Raw genomic sequence first — 19306 nt, forward strand, 5'->3', positions numbered from 1 at the left:
GATCTGGATGGACGGGAGATCGGTCAGCGATTCGACGCACGGTCGGCGGCCACCTGGACGGCGGTGGCGACCGCCCCCAACAGCGATGCGCGCGACCCGAGCTCGCCGGCGGCGACGACGAGCTGCACCGACACGTAGGGCTGGGTGTAGCGACGCACCGCTGCACTGATCCCGTCGAGCAGCGGCCCGGGGTTGCTGGCCAGTGGCCCCCCGATGATCACCAGCTCCGGGTCCAGGTTGGCCGCGACCGCGGCGATCACCCTGCCGATCGCCGTGCCCATGTCGGTGAACAGCCGCACCGCGCCCGGGTCGCCGTCGGCGACGATCTGCAGTGCGTCCTCCAGGGTGAGTTCCCGACCGTGCGCCTGACGCAGCAGGCCCAGGGCGGCGTCGGCCGAGGAGATGGTCTCCAGGCACCCGCGGCTGCCGCAACGACACAGCGCGCCGTCCTCGCTCACCTGGACGTGGCCGATCTCCCCTGAGGTACCGCGGCTGCCCCGGTAGAGCGAGCCGTTGAGGATCATTCCGGCACCGATTCCCGTCGACACCTTGACGAACATCAGATCCCGCACGCCCCGCCCCCGGCCGTACACGTGCTCACCGACCGCACCCAGGTTGGCGTCGTTCTCCAGGATGACGGGTTGGCCCAGCGCTGCCGCGAAGTCCTCAGCGGGTTGCGAGCCGACCCAACCGGGCAGGATGGTGCCCGACAGCAGCTGGCCGGTGGAGCGTCGTACGGGTCCGGGCACCCCGATCACGACCGACTTGGGCCTCCCCGAATCGTGGTGCTCCACCAACATCTCCCGCAGCAACTGCACACCCGCGTCGACAGCTGCGTCGGCCGACGAATCGATGTCCATCGGGACCCGGCGCTCCGACAACACCGTTCCGGCCAGGTCCGCGACCGCGACTCCCAGATGCGCGTGCCCGAGATCGAGCGCGGCGACAACCCCTGTTCCGGCCGCCAGTGCCAGCAACTTGGGCGGTCGGCCCCGACCGTCGAGGTGTCCCCGACCGGTCGTCACGAGCCGGTCCTCGGCGGTCAGCTCGGCCACCACCGAAGCAACCGTTGATCTGGACAGTCCGGTGGTCCTGACCAGATCCACCTGGCTGATCGGTGTTCCCGCCGACAACGTCTCCAGGATCAACCGACGACTGGCGTCGCGGAGCGGGGAGGCACGCCCCGCGCCGCGGCGCTCGACGTCGTCGTCAATGGTCACAGCGGGAAAAATGCCCGTACTTCCGCAGTAAGTCAAGCCGAACCGCTGCTGGCAGTCCCCGTCAGGGAGTCCATCTGACCCGCGGCGCTGCCGAAGAAGCGGAGATTCGGCACGGCACAGCCCAATTCCGCTTGACCCCGGAACAAAACAATCTGATAAAGGCGCGCCGTGCGCGGTTTCTTCAGCTGCGTTGATCCACTTAACATCTGGCGACCACCGAACCTGCGCTGCTTCCGTCCGTGGAGCCCAGTCGATGCGCGGGCGGCCGTGGACGGAAGATTCAGTTCGGAAGGAAATCGGTATGCGCCGTACCCCCTTGGTCGCCGGCATCGCCGCCGTCGGCCTCCTGATGGCCGCGTGTGGATCCAGCGAGAACTCCGGGTCGCCCGGCACCATTTCCGGTGCCACTTCCCCATCGAGCACTGCCCCGACCACTGACACGGCCTCCTCGACCGCGCCCACGAGCGATGGCAGCTCGTCCGCCACCCCGTCGAGTGGCGGCGACAGTTCGTCCGCCCCCGCGGGTACCGGTGGCGCCGGCGGCGACGTCGGTGTGTTCACCTGGTGGGCCGATGGCTCGGAGAAGACCGGCCTCGATGCCCTGGTGAAGGTGTTCAACAAGCAGAACCCGGCCGACAAGTTCGTCAACCTCGCCGTCGCCGGTGGTGCGGGCAGCAACGCCAAGACCAAGCTCGCTTCCGATCTGCAGGCCGGCAACCCGCCGGACTCGTTCCAGGGCCACGCCGGGGCCGAGCTGACCGACTACATCAACGCCGGTCAGGTCGAGCCGGTCAACGATGTCATCGACGCCCTCGGTGGGGACAAGGTGTTCCCGAAGGATCTGCTGGATCGCCTCACGGTCGATGGCAAGATCTATTCGGTTCCCTCGAACATCCACCGCGCCAACGTGGTGTGGAGCAACTCCGCTGTGCTCAAGAAGGCCGGCATCGACGCGACCAAGGCGCCTGCCGACCTGGCCGCCTGGATGGCGGACATGGACAAGGTGAAGGCAACCGGCGTCTCCACCCCGCTGACTCTGGGTGGTACCTGGACCCAGGTCGAGCTGTTCGAGACCGTGCTGATCTCGGATCTCGGTGCCGACGGCTACAACGGCCTGTTCGACGGGTCCACCAAGTGGGACGACGCCAAGGTGACCACCGCGATCGCCGACTACGCCAAGCTCCTCACCTACGCCAACACCCCGGCCGACGGTGACGACTGGACCCCCGCGATCGACATGGTCATCGAAGGTAAGGGTGCCTACAACGTCATGGGTGACTGGGCCGTCGCGGAGTTCGCTGCCAAGGGCAAGAAGGACGGCACCGACTACAACTACTGGGCCGTCCCGGGCCAGGAAGGCGTCTACGACTTCCTCGCCGACTCCTTCACTCTGCCCAAGGGTGCTCCGAACGCCGCCGGCACCAAGGACTGGCTGACGACGGTCGGCTCGGCCGAAGGCCAGCAGGCGTTCAACCTCGCCAAGGGCTCCATCCCGGCGCGCACCGACGTCACCGACAAGGGCTTCCCGGCCTACCAGCAGTGGGCCATGGGCGAGTTCAAGAAGGACACGATCGTCTCCTCGATCGCCCACGGTGCAGCGGTGAACCTGGGGTGGAACACCGCGATCAGCCAGGGGATCAGCAAGTTCATGTCGACCAAGGACCAGGCCGGTCTGCAGACCGATCTGGTGAATGCAGCCACCGACAATTCCGGTAACTGAGCTGTACGTCGATCCGAGCTGAGGCGGGGCCGTCCTCCCGGGCGGCCCCGCTCTCCGCTGTCCCCATCGGTGCTGCCCCCTCGGCACCATCACGACGTGTTCTGCCGCAACGAGATCGGAGCATCATGAGCAGTGTGTCGACGCCTGCGCGGCCTCCCAGGGCCGGCCGCGCGGCAGGCCGTACGCCCGCCAGGGGTGGCCGGGGGATGCCCACCTGGGTCTCCGGTTTCCTGTTGGTGTTGCCGTCGATCATCCTGATCGGTGTTTTCATCTACTACCTGATCGTCCGCAACTTCCTGACGTCGCTGACGAATCGCAACTCGAACAACCTGAAGCTGCAGGTCCACAAGATCGGGTTCGACAACTACACCCGGTTGATCGAGGACTCCAACTACCAGCACGCCTGGTACAACCTGTTGGTCCTGACCGTGGCGTTCATCGTCGGCACGATGCTCTTCGGGATCGTCTGGGCTCTGCTGCTGGAGAAGGGCCCCAAGGGCGAGGGGCTGTTCCGTTCCGTCTACCTGTTCCCGATGGCGATCTCGTTCATCGCATCGGCAGTCGCCTGGAAGTGGTTGCTGAACCCGCAGACCGGCGACAACGCGATCGGGCTGAACCAGCTGTTCCAGATGGCCGGACTGGACGGTCTGCAGAATGCCTGGTTCTCCTCCAACTCGAAGTTCAACATGGTGGCGATGGCGATGCCAGCCATCTGGCAGCTCTCCGGGTACATCATGGCGTTGTTCCTGGCAGGGTTCCGCGGGATCTCCGACGACCAGCGCGAGGCAGCCCGGATGGACGGGGCGAGCGAGTACAAGGTGTACCGCTACGTACTTTTCCCGCAGCTCTCGCCGGTCGCGCTGTCCGCGTTGATCATCGTCGGACACATGTCGATGAAGATGTTCGACCTGATCTATGCGCTGGCCGGATCGAACTCGTACGTGGCCGGTGTCCCCTCAACGCTGCTGTGGTCCCAACTCAGCACCTACAAGTACGGCCTCGCAGGAGCGAACTCGACGATCATCCTGGTCATCGTCGCGATCTTCGTGGTGCCGTACCTGGTCTATACCCGTCGGGTCGAGAAGAAGGCCGGATCATGACTGCGATCCCCACCACCGCCGCAGACACCACCCCGCTGGCAGGGGTTCCGGAGGCCCCGGAGCGCGACCAGCAGGCATCCACCTCGCGGGCCACGACCGCCCGCACCGTGCGCTATGTGCTGCTGATCCTGTTCCTGATCATCATCCTGGTCCCGGCGTACGTCATGTTCGTGACCAGCTTCAAACCGGCCGCCGAGATCACCACCAGCCGCTCCTGGTTCCTACCGCAGAACTGGACGCTCACAGGCTGGTCGAAGGCCTGGGACACGCTCGCCGCGCCGATGGGTCGGTCGTTGGCGATCGCCACGATCGCTGCGGCGATCAGCTCGATGTTGGGCTCGCTCAACGGTTTCGTGTTCGCCAAGTGGAAGTTCCCCGGCGCGAACATCGTCTTCACCCTGTTCCTGTTCGGGATGTTCCTGCCGTACCCGGCGATCATGATCCCGTTGCAGCAGATGCTGTTCAACGACTTCGGACTGAGCCAGGGCGTCACCACGCTGATCATCGTGCACACGATCTTCGGCATCCCGATCTGCTCGCTGATCTTCCGGAACTACTACGCAACAGCGGTTCCCAACGAGATCCTCGAGGCAGCCAGGGTGGACGGCGCCGGAATGTGGCGGACCTACACCTCGATCGTGTTGCCGGTCTCGATCCCCGGATTCGTGGTCACGCTGATCTGGCAGTTCACCTCGGCCTGGAACGACTTCCTGTTCGCGCTGTTCCTCTCCAGCCCCAACAACGGTCCTGCGACCTACGCGCTGCAGCAACTCTCGGGTGCCCAGAACCCGGACTACGGCTCGAGCATGGCCGGTGCCTTGATCGCCTCCGCGCCGACGCTGGTGATCTACATCGTGCTCGGCCGCTACTTCGTCTCCGGCCTGATGTCGGGTTCGGTCAAGTAAGGGCCGACCGAGCTCCGCGAGCCGCACTCGGCGGGTGAGGATCCGGCTCACCCGCCGATCGGCGTTCCGGGATTTCTTCACGCGTCCGGGTGGCGGTATGGGGCGAAGTACCCATCCGGGGAACCGTCGACCGCGCTGCCGCCTCTCACGTCATGACCGACGGACGACGAGCGACCGGAGACCGCCATGACACGCAGCGCTGGCATCGCAGTTCACGCACGATCGACCTGTGACGCATCGCCCCAGGTGAGAGCACTGATGGGTAGTGCTCCCCATCGCTCGGAGTGGCCACCGCGTCACCCGATTGGCCACAATCGATCCGAACGCCCGCGGTGGACGCCGCAGGCATTGGATCATTGCGAACCCAGCGATCGGGGTGCCGGCACCACCGTGTCGGGCACCGCACGACAGGAAGGCCTCCAGTGACCGAGACATTCGAACTCAGCGGTGACCCCGATGCGATCATCGGCTCCGCGCAGCACTGGACCAACTTCGGGTCGTCCGCGCACTCGGCGTCCAGCGACGTGAGCTCGCTGGATGCTTCGCAGTTCTCCGGTGACGAGGCCGACACCTACCGCGGTCGCATCAACAAGGACATGACGCCGCACCTGACGACGGCCGGCGATGCCTGGTCGGACGTCGGTTCCGCGCTCCGGACCTATGCGGGCACCCTGCGCGACCTGCAGCAGCGGATGACCGCGCTGAAGGCTGCTGCCGCCGAGCAGAAGTCCAAGGTCGACTCGTCGGCGCAGGCCGTGCAGCAGGCCCAGCAGGCAGACAAGACGAACAGCCTGGCCACCACCCCCGATCCGCACTACAAGAGCCCCACCGCCGATGCGAACACCGGTCACGCGGATGCGATCAGCGCCTTCAACGGCTCGGTGTCCCAGGCGGCAGCGATCCGCAAGGAGCACCGCGAAGCGATCCAGAAGTGCTGCGGCACCATCGACGACGCCAAGCACAAACGCTTCCAGAAGCCCCCGGGCTTCTGGGACAAGCTGGGCGCCGTGGTCGTCCACCAGTTCAAACAGGCCTTGGCGTTCGCCGTCAAGTACGTCTCCCCGATGCTCAAGATGGTGTCGATGGTTGCCGGGGTGCTCGCCCTGATCCCGTTCCTGACCCCGGTCATGGGCCCGATCGCGCTGGCCGCCGGAGCGACTGCACTGGCGATCGACGTGCTGAACAAGCTCGTCACCGGCCAGGGTTCCTGGGCCCAGATGGGTCTGGATGCTCTCGGGCTGGTGCCCGGGGTGAAGCAGCTCAGCACCTTCGGCAAGATGGCCAAGCTGGGAAATGCGGCGAAGAACATCGAGAAGGCCAGCGACGGCGTCAAGGGCGCCAAGGCTGCACTGGTGGCAGCGAAGAGCGCCAAGCCGAAGCTTGCCTTCCTGACCCGGAACGGCCGCGCGGCGAAGGCTGCGATCAAGAACGCGAAGACCGGTGTGAGCGAGGCCAAGGGCGCGTTGAAGACCGCCAACAGCCAGTACAAGGCTCTCGACGACCATTTCGCGAAGGTTGCCAAGAATTGGCGTCGGGTCGAAGCGGGAACCTCCACTGCCACGGCGGGTCTCACCGGCTATCGCAACTACGAGTTGAACGGCAGCATCAAGGAGGCCATGCTGGCCGGTGCGGTCTCGGCCACCGGCATCAAGGTCCCGGGCGTCAGCAAGAAGCTCGACGCCATCCAGAACATCATCGCCAACGGTGCGGCCACCGGCCACCAGGCCGTCAACATCTACGTCCTGCACCCGGAGCTGGCCGGCAACCGCCTGCAGCAGGCGAGGCTGATCACCAGCGGTGGGAAGACGCTGCTCCACAGCTCCAACGCGTCGATGTACTCGCAAGCGGGTACGCACCCCAACGGCATGTCGCGCGCGGCCTTCGAGGTGCCGGCCCGCTGATCCGGCCGGAGTGGTGGCTCAGGTGTCCCGACGGGCTCCCGCCGACGGGCTGTAGCTGCGGCTCACCGGTGCGTCGAGAGCGGCGTCCAGGAATGCGTGTTCGACCGCCCGGGTGATCTCGGCCGCGTCGGCGGTGTCCACCAGCGCGATCGCGGAGCCGCCGAAACCACCACCGGTCATCCGGGCGCCCAGAGCACCGGCATCCAGTGCGGCGTCGACGGCCAGGTCGAGTTCGATGCTGGACACCTCGAAGTCGTGCTGCAGCGATCGGTGGGATGCGGTCAGATCCGCTGCGATGGAAGACATCTCGCCGTCACGGAGGAACGCCACCACTGCTTCGACCCTGGCGTTCTCGGTCACCACGTGTCGGACCCGCTTCGTCAGCACCGCACCGTCCTGTTCAACGGCCAGGACGGCGAGTGCGGCGTCCAGGTCGTCGATCTCCCTCAGCGAGGTGAGGCCGAGAACTGCGGTCGCCCGTTCGCACGATGCGCGGCGACGCGCGTACTCGCCGTCGGCGAGCGAGTGGTGGGCTCGGGTGTCGATCACCAGCAGGGTCAGCCCGACCGCGGTCGGGTCGAACGGGACCTGCTCGATGGTGCCCGCGCCGACGTCGAAGAACAGCAGGTTCCCGGCCTGCCCGGCCGCGGAGGCCATCTGGTCCATCAGCCCGCACGGGACGCCGACGAACTCGTTCTCGGCGCGCTGGGCGACCCTGGCCAACTGCTGCAGACCTGTTGGCCCGTCGAACATCTCACTGCCGGCGAGCTCGGCGGCGGCCAGCGCAACGGCGCACTCCACCGCCGCTGACGAGCTCAGCCCGGCACCAACGGGGACTGCGGAGTCGAGCGCCAGTTGGAGGCCGGACACCGGTGCACCGGCATCCCCGACCGCCCACACCGCGCCGGCGGGATAGGCCGGCCACCCGGTGGCCGCGGCCGAACCGGGGCGGAGCTGACGGATCGGGATCTCGATGATCCCGCCGGGTCGCTGGGACGAGACGATCCGAACCACCGGCTCGTCGATCCGGCCGGCAGCGACCACCGCACGATCGTCGATCGCGAAGGGCAACACCAGGCCGCCGGTGTAGTCGGTGTGCTCACCGATCAGGTTGACCCGACCAGGTGACGACCACACACCGTCCGGCAGTCCGCCGTACGTGGTGTGGTACAGAGCTTCTGCATGTGTTGCTGGGATGCTCCTGCTGCTCATCGCCGGTCTCCGATCTCCGGGGCGGTTCCACGGAAGGCCCAGGCATCGGCGACCATCCGCCGCAGATCGAACTCCGGCGCCCAGCCAAGCTTCGACCGCGCCCGATCGGCCGAGGCCACCAACACCGTCGGATCCCCGGCGCGGCGTGGCCCCACGGTGGCCGGGAGCGGCAGACCGGTGACCTCCTCGATGGCGGTCATCACCTCGCGAACGCTGAAACCGTTGCCGTTGCCCAGGTTGCAGATGAGATGCTCGCCGGGTTGAGCGGCGCCGAGCGCCAGGACATGCGCCCGCGCCAGGTCGAGCACGTGCACGTAGTCGCGGATCGGCGTGCCGTCCGGGGTCGGCCAGTCGTCGCCGTGGATGGTCAGTTTGTCTCGCAGACCTGAGGTCGCGTCCAACGCGATCGGAATGAGATGGGTCTCGATCGCGTGTCGTTCACCCGCGCCGAGAGCGGCACCGGCGACGTTGAAGTAGCGCAAGGAGACCGCGCCGAGACCGGTGGCGATGCACTCGCCGGAGATCATCATGTCGACGGCGAGCTTGGTCGCCCCGTAGGTGTTGGTCGGTCGGCACGGGGTGTCCTCGGTGATCGGAACCTGGTCCGGCTCTCCGTAGACGGCAGCAGTCGAGGAGAACACGAGCCGCGGAACGCCGTGTCGCGCCATCGCGTCCAGCAGCAGCCGGGTGCCGACGACGTTGGTGTGCCAATAGATGCTCGGTCGCTCCACCGACTCGCCGACCAGTGACTTGGCCGCGAAGTGCAGAACGGCGTCGAAGCCGGCGCCGTCCAGGATCCGGTCGGCGTCGGCGATGGACGCCGACTCCAGACGCACCCCCTCCGGGACCGAGTCGGCATGCCCGGTGGAGAGATCGTCGAGGATCACCACCTCGTGCCCCTCCTGCACGAGCAGCCGGGTGACGACCGATCCGATGTATCCGGCTCCGCCGGCGACCAGGAGTTTCATGACATGCCTTCTCGGGTGGGGGGACTGATTCCGGTGGGTGCTGCGTCGCGGCCCTCGGTGCGCAGTGCCATGGCGGCCGCGCCGCCGTCGTGCACGATGGGGATCACCATCACCTCACCGACCTGCTCGGCGAGTTGGTCACGCGCTTCCGGATCAAGCTGGTCGTCGGTGATCAGGGTGTCGACGGCACCGAGCTGGGCGATCTGGGACAGGCCGATCACGCCGTACTTGGTGTGGTCGGCGACCACGACGAGCCGGCGCGCGGACTCGACCATCGCACGGTTGGTCTCGGCCTCCATCAGGTTCGGGGTGGTCAGGCCCGCTCGCAGGTCGATGCCGTGGATCCCCATCACCACCAGGTCGACCCGGAGGGAACGGATCGCCTGCACCGCAATGGGTCCGACCAATCCGTCCGACGGCGTGCGGATGCCGCCGGTCAGTACGACGGTCAGGTCGGGACGCTCCTGGTCGTAGAGGACCTCGGCAACCTTGAGCGAGTTGGTGACGACGGTGAGGTCGGGAATGCCGGCGAGATGCGGGGCCAGCGCCCAGGTGGTGGTGCCGGCAGTGATCGAGATGGCCATGCCCGGCTGGATCAGACGCGCGGCGTGCGCTGCGATCGCCTCCTTCTCGAGCCGCTCGTGCATTGCCTTGGAGTCGAAGGTGGGTTCGAGGGCGTGCGCGGTCTCCACCGCGGTCGCGCCACCGTGGACCTTGGTGAGCAGGCCCTTGCGGTCCATCACGTCGAGGTCCCGGCGCACGGTCATGTCCGACACCTGCAGGAGCTCCGTCAGGTCGGCCACCCGGACGCCCCCGGACCGCCGGAGTTCGTCGAGGATCCTGGCCTGACGGACGGCTGCCAGCATGACGCCTCCCGGTCCGGACGCGGTACGGGTGGCCGCCCTGGCCGGTACGGCATCTCACCCGAACTCAACAAGAATCTACACCAGGTGTGTGTGATCTTGTTGGGTCCGCCTTCCATGATGGTCCAGCGAGCGAAGAACGGGGGAGTCGATACCCCGTCTGTGCACTCGGGCCACACAGGTGACGCAGAACGGCCGGGCGCGGAGGATTCCTGCAGAGTGTTCTTCAGGTTCTCCGATGGAGCGGCCGGATTGCGTCGTCCACCTCGCCAAGGACCGGTCGGTCAGCGTTCACCTCCGCGTCGCCTGCCGGACCTGCTGTGTACCCGCCGGCCCAGCAGGGTGTGACAGGTCCCGACAGACGCAGTTCGTTGACCGACCACAGCGTGCGGCGCTCCGGTGCCCACCGATCCGTGAGGTGTTGCCATGTCCGCCGATCCCACCGTCCCCAGCTCCCGACCGTCGTCCGTAACTCCGTCGTCCACAGCCCCGTCGTCCACGCCAGGGTCGGCGGGCCGCCGGCTGCTGCCGATGCTCGGGCACACCGCAGGCAAGCGCAGCGCGGTGACCTGTGAACTGAAGTGTGCGAACGCGTGCTTCCACCCGGTTCCCAACGAATCGGACAACCCGACGTTCCGCGACATCGCCGCGATCGCCCTCGATCGTCGGCGACTCATCGGACTGGCCGGCGCCGGTGCGCTCGCGATCGCTGTCGGTCCGGCTGCGCTCTCGGCGGCGGCCGCCCCGGCCGCCGCGCCGGAGCTGGCGCCGGAAGCCCTCGCGACAGCCACCACCCAGGGCTCGACCCTGCGCTTCACCCCGATCGCTCCGGTGGAGAAAACCGTTGATGCGCTGACGGTTCCGCGTGGCTACAGCTGGAAGCCGATCATCCGCTGGGGTGATCCGGTGCTGCCGGGCGCACCGGTGTTCGACATCGAGGCGCAGACCGCGGCCAAGCAGCGCATGCAGTTCGGCTACAACAACGACTACACCGACATCATCTCGACCGATGTCCATGGGACCAGGGCCGTACTGGTCTGCAACCACGAGTACGTCAACCCGCAGATCATGTTCCCGGCCGACCTGGATGCCGTCGAGGCCAAGCGGATCGCCCAGGCAGCACACGGTTTCTCGGTGGTCGAACTCGAGCGGCGTCGGCCGGGTACGCCGTGGTCGACGCGTCGCTCCGGTGTGCGGCTCAACCGCCGCTTCCACACCCACAGCACGTTCGCGGTCGACGGGCCTGCCGCCGGCAGCGAACTGCTGAGGACGAAGGACGATCCGACCGGCAAGGTGGTGCTCGGCACGCTCGGCAACTGCTCCGGCGGGACGACGCCGTGGGGCACCGTACTCACCGGGGAGGAGAACTTCAACGGCTATTTCCGCGCTGCCGGTACCACCGACAGCGAGAAGCGTTACGGGCTCAAGGACAGCGCGACCGCACTCGGTTGGGAGACCATCGAGCCGCGGTTCGACGCGCGGACCGCCGATTTCGTCAACGAGCCCAACAGGTTCGGCTGGATCGTCGAGATCGACCCGATGGATCCGAACTCGACTCCGGTGAAGCACACGGCGCTGGGTCGGCTCAAGCACGAGGGCGCCAACGTCATCGTCGCCCGCTCCGGTCACGTGGTTGCCTACATGGGCGACGACGAACGCTTCGACTACCTGTACAAGTTCGTCTCGAAGAAGACCTACCGACGCGGCCCGTCTCCCGCGGCCCGCGCCCACAACAAGACGTTGCTGACCGAGGGCGATCTGTACGTCGCCCGGTTCACCGGCGACTCATCGCTGGCCGACCTCGACGGCAGCGGTGAGCTGCCGCAGGACGGTCAGTTCGACGGCGTCGGCAGCTGGGTGCCGCTGATCAAGGGGGGCCGGTCGTGGATCAAGGGCATGAGCGTCGACCAGGTGTTGGTACACACCCGACTGGCGGCAGACAAGGTCGGCGCGACCAAGATGGACCGTTGTGAAGACGTCCAGCCCTCGCTCGCGACCGGCAAGGTGTACGTGGTGTGCACCAACAACACCGATCGTGGCAAGGTCGGCAAGGAAGGCGCGACGGAGCCCAACCCGCGCAACGCCAACAAGGACGGCCACATCGTCGAGCTCACCGAGCTGCACGGGTCGGACGGCGAGACGTTCGTCTGGAACCTGATGCTGGTCTGCGGTGATCCGGCGGCGGCGAACACCTACTTCGCGGGCTACCCGAAGAACAAGGTGTCGCCCATCTCGTGCCCGGACAACATCGCCTTCGACTCGGAGAACAACATGTGGATCGCGACCGACGGGGCGCCGTCGGCATTGGGACTGGCCGACGGTCTGTTCAAGGTGCCGCTCAGCGGCTCCGAGCGTGGCCGGGTCCAGCAGTTCCTGGCGGTGCCGAACCAGGCCGAGACCTGCGGCCCGGTGGTGCACGATCGCGACGGCCTGGTGTTCGTCGCCGTGCAGCACCCCGGCGAGGAGGGCACGTTCGCCGCGCAGACCTCCTACTTCCCGGACTACGTCGTCGGTGAGCCGAAGGCCGGTCAGTTCAAGGGCCCGCGGCCGGCCGTGGTGCAGGTCTACAAGTCCTGAGCTGCGAGGCCGAACGGCAGATGACCCGGTCACCCGTCGGGGGGTGACCGGGTCATCTGCCGTTGCAGTGCGGACGGTCAGCTGACGGCATCCAGCAGGGCAGCGTTGAACGCCGGGATGTCGTCGGGGTTGCGGCTGGTGATCAGGTTCCCATCGACGACGACCTGCTCGTCGCGCCACTGCGCACCGGCGTTGCGGAGATCGGTCTGCAGGCTGGGCCAGGACGTCACGGACCGGTCGCGGACGACGTCCGCCTCGATGAGCGTCCACGGTGCGTGACAGATGGCAGCGACCGGCTTGCCGGATTCGACGAATGCCTTCACGAACGCGACGGCATCCGTGTCGGTGCGCAGCGCATCCGGGTTTGCGACCCCGCCGGGCAGCACCAGGGCTGCGTAGTCGTCGACGGAGGCCTCGCCGACCACCACGTCCACATCGAAGGCGGCAGCCTTGTCGAGGTGGTCGAAGGTCTGGACCTGCCCGCTCTCGGTGGACAGCAGGACGGGGGTGTGGCCGGCGTCCTTCACTGCCCGCCACGGCTCGGTGAGCTCGACACGTTCGATGCCTTCGGTGGAGGTGAGGAATGCGATCTTCTGGGTCATGACGGCGCAGTACCCGAAGGCCCGGAGGCTGAACCCGGGCCCCGATCCGGCCGTTGGCAGGTGTTGCCGACGATCCGGCGTCATGGGGGCGATTCAATGGGGCTGACCAGCGCGCGCCGGGAACGGCCCGAACGAGGAGTGCGATGCCCGAAACAGCCGGTGCCGGAACCCCCAGGCCGACGGGATCGGTGCGTCGCGGGCACCTGAGGATCGGTGTCGACACCGGTGGCACGTTCACCGACATCGTCGCGGTCGACACGCGCACCGGAGCGGTGGCCACCACCAAGACGCCCTCCACCCCGGCGAACCCGGCGGACGGATTCCTCACCGGCATCGACAAGATCCTCGACGCGATGGGAGCGACCGCGACGGACATCGAATCGATCGCGCACGGCACCACCGTCGCCACCAACCAGCTGCTCGAGGGTCGGATCGGCGAACTCGGCTTCATCACCACCGAGGGTTTCGAAAACGTCCTGGAGATCGCCCGCCAGCGGGTGCCGGACGGCTACGGGAACTCCTATTTCTGGGTCAAGCCACCGCGGATGGTCCCGCCGGAGCGCATCCGCACCATCCCGGGTCGACTGGACGCGTCCGGACACGAAGTCAGACCCTTCGACCGCGAGGCGGCCGTGCGAACCGTGCGCTGGTTCCGCGAGCGGGGCATCAGCACGCTGGCGGTGTGCCTGCTGCACTCGTACGCGAACGACAGCCACGAGCAGCAGCTGGCCGAGATCATCCGCAGCGAGTTCCCGGCGGCCGTCGTCTCGCTCAGCTCCCGGGTGCTGCGGGAGTACCGCGAGTACGAGCGGAGCATGACGACCCTCATCGACGCGTCGGTGAAGCCGACCATCGCCGCCTACATCAACGGGATCGCCGAGCGCCTCGCCGCGCTGGATCTGGATCTGGATCGCACCATCCCGTTCTCGATCATGCGGTCCAACGGTGGCGTCCTGTCGGCGGAAGAGGTTGCGCACCAACCGATCACGACAGTGCTGTCGGGTCCGGCGGCGGGTGCACTGGGCGCGGCGGTGATCGCAGCGAACGCCGGCTACCCGTCCGTGGTCACCAACGACGGCGGCGGTACGTCCTCCGACGTCACCGTGATCCGCGACGGGGTGCCCAGCCTCACCACCGAGGGCAGCGTCGGTGACTACCCGTCCAAGATCCCGATGATCGACGTCGTCACGGTCGGAGCCGGTGGCGGATCGATCGCCCATCTCTCCCCGGAGGGGACTCTCAAAGTGGGCCCGCGATCGGCCGGGGCCAGCCCTGGCCCGATGTGCTACCCGAACGGCGGCAGCGAGCCGACGATCACCGACGCGCACATCGTGCTCGGCCGCATCCCACCACATCTGCTCGGTGGTGAGATCCCGCTGGACGTCGAAGCCGCCCGGCGCGGGATCGCCGCGCTGGCAAGCGATCTGGGCATCACCCTCGAAGCCTGTGCGAGCGGGATCCTGGAGATCTCCGCGTGGAACCAGGCGAACGCCCTGCGCCAGGTGACGGTCAAGCGTGGGCTCGACGTCCGCGACTACCCGATGGTCACCTTCGGCGGATCCGGCTCGCTGCTGGCCTGCCGGCTGATGGACGTGCTCGGACTGCCGGCCGTGCTGGTGCCGCCCAACCCGGGAAACGTCTCGGCCTACGGGCTGCTGACGGTCGACGTCCGCAACGACTACGTGCAGACCTTCATCTCACGGCACGACCAGCTCGACCTGCCGGCGATCACCGGCGTCTACCGGCGATTGACCGGCCAGGTCCGGGATGCGTTGCAGCGCGAGGGTTTCGCGCCGGATGACCAGGTGATCGAACGCACCGCGGATCTGCGGTACTTCGGCCAGGCGTACGAGGTCCGGGTCGACTGCCCGGACGGTGAGGTCGATCGCGAGTGGGCGGACACCGTCACCGCCGCTTTCCACGCGGCGCACCGCGCGCTCTACGGGTACGACTTCGCCGGTCGCGCCGACCAGCACGTCGAGTGGGTCAACCTGCGGGCGACCGGGATCGGACCGATCCCGCGGCCGCAGCTGGCACGGATCCTGCCGGCCACCACCGACGTGGGCGTCGCCAGGACCGGTGAACGTCAGACCTGGTTCGCCGCCCCCGGAGCCGCAGCGGAGCAGCAACGCTGGATCATCTCGGGCCTCTACGAGCGGACCTCGTTGCGCGCCGGTCACGTGGTGCACGGTCCCGCGGTCGTCCAGGAGTTCGGGTCCACCGTGCCGATCCATCCCGGTTTCGCCGCCAAGGTCGACGAGTTCGGCAACCTCGTCATCACCCGCACCGAGATCAGCACCAGCACGGAGAACAGCACCAGCACCGAGCAGGAGAGCGCATGAGCACCCCGGACACGTCGAAGCAGCAGGTGAAGGCCGATCCGATCCTCGTCGAGATCGTCGCCGGCACGCTGGCCGCGGTGGAGATGGAGGTGGAGAGCGCAATCGGACGCACCTCCCGGTCGCCGATGATCCGGGACGCGCACGACTTCCGCGCCGGGATCCACGACCTCAAGCTGCGGAAGCTGACCGGACGCTCGTACTCTGCGCTGGTCCAGCCGGTGGTGCGGGACTTCCCGATCGACACCATGCAGCCGGGCGACGTGTACTTCCACAACGACGTCTACCTCTCCGAGGGCGGCATCGGGCACCTCCCCGATCTCTGCGTCACCGTGCCTGTCTTCTCAGGTGGCAAGGTGGTGGCCTTCGTGCAGGCGTTCGGGCACCACGACGACATCGGCGGCGCTGTCCCCGGGTCGATGCCGAGCAACGCGCGGAGTGTGTTCGAAGAGGGGCTGATGGTGCCGCCGATCAAGTTGTGGGACAAGGGAATTCCGAACGAGGCGGCGCTGCGGATCATGACCCGCAACTCGCGGATGCCGGATTCGCTGGCCGCCGATCTGGACGCGGAATGCAGCGCCTGCCTGATGGGTGCCCGCCGTCTCGCCGAGCTGTTCGATCGCTACGGGCGGGACCAGGTCGAGGCGTGTTTCGACTCCATCCTGTCCGCGACCACGGAGACCTACCGGACCGAGATCCTGTCGAAGATCCCGGACGGCGAGTACGTCTGGGAGGACTACGCCGAACACGACGGCGTGGACGCACCACGGCTGCACCGGCAGCGGATCACCCTCACCAAACTGTCGGCCGGCGACGGCGTCACCGACGGCAGGATCATCCTGGACTTCACCGGCACCGGGCCGCAGGCCAAGGGTCCCATCAACCATGCGGCCGACTACTCGGACGGGGTCTTCCTGGCGAAATGGTTGGCGCCCATCCTGCGCAATCTCGCCGACACACCCGAACGGATGGCACAGCTCGACGTCAACGAGGGCGTGGTGCCGCTGATGGAGATGAGGTTCCCCGAGAAGGGAACTCTGCTGACGCCGATCTTCCCTGCGCCGACCAACGCGCGGACGTTCGTCATCCTTCGCCTGCTGGGCGTGCTGGCCGGAGTGCTCGCGAAAGCTGTCGACGGCCGGATGCCGGCCGACCAGGAGACGATCCGGTACGTCGGCTTCCATGGCATCGACCGCACCGGGACGCCCTACCTGATGCGCGAGATCCTGGGTGGCGGCTCCGGCGGCCGGTACTACGCGGACGGCGAGGACACCATCCACGTCGTTCCCGATTCGTCCAACGTGCCTGTCGAGGTGACCGAGTCCCGGTTCCCGTTCCTGATCGAAAGGCTCGGCCTGGCAGTCGATTCCGGCGGAGCCGGACGCTACCGGGGCGGCCTCGGTTACGAGAAGCACTACCGGATGCTGTTGGCCACCGACTTCATGTGCATCGCCGACCGGTCGATCCTGTCGTGCTGGGGTGTCAAGGGCGGCAGGGCCGGCAAGTCGTTCCAGGTCACCATCGATCCGGGCGGGCCGCGCGAGCGCGAGATCGACGGGCTCGCCGACGGCGCCCCGGTGGAGGCCGGTGAACTGGTACGGGTCCGGACCACGGGCGGCGGTGGCTGGGGCGATCCGCTCGATCGCCCGGCCGGCGAGGTGGCTCTGGATGTGGTGCGCGGCAAGGTGTCCGTCGACGGTGCGCTGGACGACTACGGGGTGGTGCTCGCCGCCGAGGTCCTGGAGGGGCACGTCGACCGGGTGATCGTCGACGAGGAAGCGACAGAGATCCTGCGGGCGGAGCGACGCTCCCTCGTGCCGGTCGACAGCCCGTTCTTCGACCGCGGCCCGGGGTACGCCCGACTCTCCAGCGGAGCTGTCAACGCGGATGTCGATTGGCTGTAGGGCTGTGACGGCACCTCCCGGCGGTATCCGGAGGAGCAGCCGGGACCGGCGAACGGGTAGGCCGATCGGACAACGGGAGCAGGTGTTTGTTGTCCGCTGCGATGAAGACCGGGCGGTCGTGGACCCTGATGCTGGGACCACGTCACTTCCCGTTGATCGATTCGTGAGGAAACCATGGCCCACCGCCTCAACCCGGGCACCGTCCGGCGACTGACTCTCGGCTCTGCGCTCTCCATGGCCCTCATCGCGTCCGGTTGTGGTGGCAATGACGCCGCAACGCCGAGCTCGACCTCGCCGGGGGCCACCTCCTCAGCGGTTGCGAGCAGCTCGTCCACCGCCGGTACCGGCGCTGCGACAAGCGGCTCCGCGGCGTCGTCGGGCTCCAGCTCCGGCGCACCGACGTCGGCAGTGCCCGAGGTGACCCCCGCAGGCAAGTTCACGATGGCGATCGCCACCGATCCCGGCTCGCTGGATCCGTCGATGACGGTGCTCGACTCGGCGCGGACGGTCGGGTCGCTGGCCTACGACCCGTTGCTCACCTACTCCAACGACGGCACCGCGATCCCCGTCCTGGCCGAGTCGTGGAAGGTCAGCCCGACGAAGATCGTCTTCACCCTGCGCAAGGGCGTCACCTGTTCCGACGGCACCGACTTCACCCCCACCGACGCGGCCGACAACATCAACTACGTGGCGGACGCGAAGAACAAGTCGCCGCTGGCAGGGGTGTTCCTGGACGTCGGTGCCAAGGCCACCGCCGATGACAGCGCAGGTACCCTGACCGTCACCGTCCCGAGCGCGAACATCTTCCTGATCAACAACATCTCCGGTCTGTTCATGATCTGTGCCGCCGGGCTCAAGGACCATGCCGCCATCCAGAAGGCCACCATCGGCACCGGTGCCTTCGTCCTCAAGGAGGCTGTCGCCGAGGACCACTACTCCTTCGACCGCCGCGCCGGATACACCTGGGGCGCACCGCCTGCCACCCCCGCCGGCACTCCGCCGGCCCAGGTCAACATCCGGGTGATCCCGAGTGCCACCACCGCGGCCAACCTGGTGCTGTCCGGTGAGATCAACTTCGCCGCGGTCAGCGGCGCCGATTCCACCAGGCTCGACTCGGCCGGCCTGCCAACGGCCAATGCCGTGCGGCCCGCCGGTGAGACGTTCTTCAACGAGGCGGACGGTCACGTGACCTCGGATCCGTTGGTGCGGCAGGCCTTGTTCTCCGGCACCAACCTGGAGGCAGTGCAGAAGGTGGCCGCCGCCGGCAAGGGCGGCCCGTCCAAGGGCATGGTCACTCTCGAACCCCGCGGCTGCACGACGGACACCGTCACCGGCACCCTGCCCGCCTACGATGCCGCGGCCGCGAACGCTCTGCTCGACCAGGCCGGCTGGGCCAAGGGTGCTGACGGGATCAGGGCCAAGGACGGCAAACAGCTTGCGCTGGCGTTCATCTACGCCGGCGGTGGCGGAGGCGCCGGTATGCAGGCCGCCTCCGAGCTGCTGACGGCGCAGTGGAAGCAGGACCTGGGCGTCGTCATCACCGTGAAGTCGGTCACCAGCACCCAGATCAACGAGATCCTGTTCGGCACGGGTGCCTGGGACGTCGCCTGGCTGGCGGTCAACGTCAACCTCCCGGTCACGCTGGTGCCGTTCCTGTCCGGCAAGACGCCGGCCGACGGTGGGACGAACTTCGCGGCGATCAAGAACGCGGACTACGACGCTGCCGTCAAGAAAGCCGCAGCCGCCACCACGGTCGAGGCGGCCTGCGAGTCGTACACAGCGGCGGAGAAGGCGCTGTTCACCAAGTTCGACCTGTTCCCGATGTACGACCTGTACACCAGCTCGTATCTCAAGGGCGCCACCGCGAACCTGGTCGGTGGCGGGATCGACGTCAGCACGGTGCGCCTGCCGGGCTGACCCAGCACGCTCCCGACGCCGGCCCGTCCGGCGTCGGGAGCGGCAGGTGGGGCAGCGGGGTCGGACAGCAGCACGTCG

At 67.6% G+C, this 19306-nt stretch carries 13 protein-coding genes; 8 read left to right on the forward strand and 5 right to left on the reverse strand.

Features of this window, described 5'->3' with window-relative positions:
* Nucleotides 1-23 precede the first annotated feature (23 nt).
* On the reverse strand, nt 24-1220 hold the full coding sequence (locus tag ABLG96_RS02050; protein ID WP_353649765.1) for an ROK family transcriptional regulator: 1197 nt from the start codon (nt 1218-1220) through the stop codon (nt 24-26).
* A gap of 301 nt (nt 1221-1521) precedes the next feature.
* Between ABLG96_RS02050 and ABLG96_RS02055 the strand changes: the two genes are divergently transcribed.
* From ABLG96_RS02055 to ABLG96_RS02070, 4 genes are all read left to right on the forward strand, one after another.
* Entirely contained in the window at nt 1522-2940 is a 1419-nt protein-coding gene (locus ABLG96_RS02055) for an extracellular solute-binding protein (protein WP_353649766.1), read from the forward strand.
* 206 nt (nt 2941-3146) lie between these two features.
* Nucleotides 3147-4040 (forward strand): sugar ABC transporter permease, encoded by an 894-nt coding sequence (locus ABLG96_RS02060; RefSeq protein ID WP_353649767.1) that lies wholly within the window; start codon nt 3147-3149, stop codon nt 4038-4040.
* Nucleotides 4037-4945, forward strand: a complete 909-nt coding sequence (locus tag ABLG96_RS02065; RefSeq protein ID WP_353649768.1) for a carbohydrate ABC transporter permease — start codon at nt 4037-4039, stop codon at nt 4943-4945. Before ABLG96_RS02060 ends, ABLG96_RS02065 begins: the two co-directional genes overlap by 4 nt.
* Before the next feature lie 422 nt (nt 4946-5367).
* A complete protein-coding gene (locus ABLG96_RS02070) occupies nt 5368-6846 on the forward strand; it encodes a putative T7SS-secreted protein (protein WP_353649769.1) in 1479 nt (492 codons plus the stop codon).
* Between the two features lie 18 nt (nt 6847-6864).
* Here the strand turns inward: ABLG96_RS02070 and galK are convergent, their stop codons facing one another.
* Genes galK through ABLG96_RS02085 form a run of 3 tightly spaced genes read right to left on the reverse strand, consistent with a single transcriptional unit; the run spans nt 6865 to nt 9892 of the window.
* Complete coding sequence (galK, locus tag ABLG96_RS02075) at nt 6865-8058, reverse strand: galactokinase (RefSeq protein ID WP_353649770.1); 1194 nt, start codon at nt 8056-8058, stop codon at nt 6865-6867.
* Entirely contained in the window at nt 8055-9026 is a 972-nt protein-coding gene (gene galE, locus ABLG96_RS02080) for a UDP-glucose 4-epimerase GalE (RefSeq protein WP_353649771.1), read from the reverse strand. The genes galK and galE overlap by 4 nt, the downstream gene beginning before the upstream one ends.
* Nucleotides 9023-9892, reverse strand: coding sequence for a DeoR/GlpR family DNA-binding transcription regulator (locus ABLG96_RS02085; RefSeq protein ID WP_353649772.1), 870 nt, complete (start codon nt 9890-9892; stop codon nt 9023-9025). Before ABLG96_RS02085 ends, galE begins: the two co-directional genes overlap by 4 nt.
* Nucleotides 9893-10420: 528 nt before the next feature.
* On the opposite strand from ABLG96_RS02085, the gene ABLG96_RS02090 reads away from it, so the two are divergent.
* Nucleotides 10421-12466: a PhoX family phosphatase gene (locus ABLG96_RS02090; RefSeq protein ID WP_353651353.1), complete on the forward strand. Its 2046-nt coding sequence runs from the start codon at nt 10421-10423 to the stop codon at nt 12464-12466.
* 77 nt (nt 12467-12543) lie between these two features.
* Here ABLG96_RS02090 and ABLG96_RS02095 read toward each other — a convergent pair whose 3' ends face one another.
* Nucleotides 12544-13068 (reverse strand): type 1 glutamine amidotransferase domain-containing protein, encoded by a 525-nt coding sequence (locus ABLG96_RS02095; RefSeq protein ID WP_353649773.1) that lies wholly within the window; start codon nt 13066-13068, stop codon nt 12544-12546.
* Nucleotides 13069-13211: 143 nt separating this feature from the next.
* Between ABLG96_RS02095 and ABLG96_RS02100 the strand changes: the two genes are divergently transcribed.
* The 3 genes from ABLG96_RS02100 to ABLG96_RS02110 all read left to right on the forward strand — a co-directional run bounded on the left by ABLG96_RS02100 (nt 13212) and on the right by ABLG96_RS02110 (nt 19228).
* Entirely contained in the window at nt 13212-15410 is a 2199-nt protein-coding gene (locus ABLG96_RS02100) for a hydantoinase/oxoprolinase family protein (RefSeq protein ID WP_353649774.1), read from the forward strand.
* On the forward strand, nt 15407-17311 hold the full coding sequence (locus tag ABLG96_RS02105; RefSeq protein WP_353649775.1) for a hydantoinase B/oxoprolinase family protein: 1905 nt from the start codon (nt 15407-15409) through the stop codon (nt 17309-17311). Before ABLG96_RS02100 ends, ABLG96_RS02105 begins: the two co-directional genes overlap by 4 nt.
* 174 nt (nt 17312-17485) lie before the next feature.
* A complete protein-coding gene (locus ABLG96_RS02110) occupies nt 17486-19228 on the forward strand; it encodes an ABC transporter substrate-binding protein (RefSeq protein WP_353649776.1) in 1743 nt (580 codons plus the stop codon).
* Nucleotides 19229-19306: the final 78 nt, after the last annotated feature.

Source organism: Nakamurella sp. A5-74 (genome assembly GCF_040438885.1).
In the GTDB taxonomy this organism is placed as follows: domain Bacteria; phylum Actinomycetota; class Actinomycetes; order Mycobacteriales; family Nakamurellaceae; genus Nakamurella.

Coding starts and splice junctions, on each gene's coding strand:
- ABLG96_RS02105 (WP_353649775.1), top strand. CDS start 15,407: ATGAGCACCCCGGACACGTCGAAGCAGCAGGTGAAGGCCGATCCGATC.
- ABLG96_RS02085 (WP_353649772.1), bottom strand. CDS start 9,892: ATGCTGGCAGCCGTCCGTCAGGCCAGGATCCTCGACGAACTCCGGCGG.
- ABLG96_RS02110 (WP_353649776.1), top strand. CDS start 17,486: ATGGCCCACCGCCTCAACCCGGGCACCGTCCGGCGACTGACTCTCGGC.
- ABLG96_RS02060 (WP_353649767.1), top strand. CDS start 3,147: ATGCCCACCTGGGTCTCCGGTTTCCTGTTGGTGTTGCCGTCGATCATC.
- ABLG96_RS02055 (WP_353649766.1), top strand. CDS start 1,522: ATGCGCCGTACCCCCTTGGTCGCCGGCATCGCCGCCGTCGGCCTCCTG.
- galE (WP_353649771.1), bottom strand. CDS start 9,026: ATGAAACTCCTGGTCGCCGGCGGAGCCGGATACATCGGATCGGTCGTC.
- galK (WP_353649770.1), bottom strand. CDS start 8,058: ATGAGCAGCAGGAGCATCCCAGCAACACATGCAGAAGCTCTGTACCAC.
- ABLG96_RS02095 (WP_353649773.1), bottom strand. CDS start 13,068: ATGACCCAGAAGATCGCATTCCTCACCTCCACCGAAGGCATCGAACGT.
- ABLG96_RS02100 (WP_353649774.1), top strand. CDS start 13,212: ATGCCCGAAACAGCCGGTGCCGGAACCCCCAGGCCGACGGGATCGGTG.
- ABLG96_RS02065 (WP_353649768.1), top strand. CDS start 4,037: ATGACTGCGATCCCCACCACCGCCGCAGACACCACCCCGCTGGCAGGG.
- ABLG96_RS02090 (WP_353651353.1), top strand. CDS start 10,421: ATGCTCGGGCACACCGCAGGCAAGCGCAGCGCGGTGACCTGTGAACTG.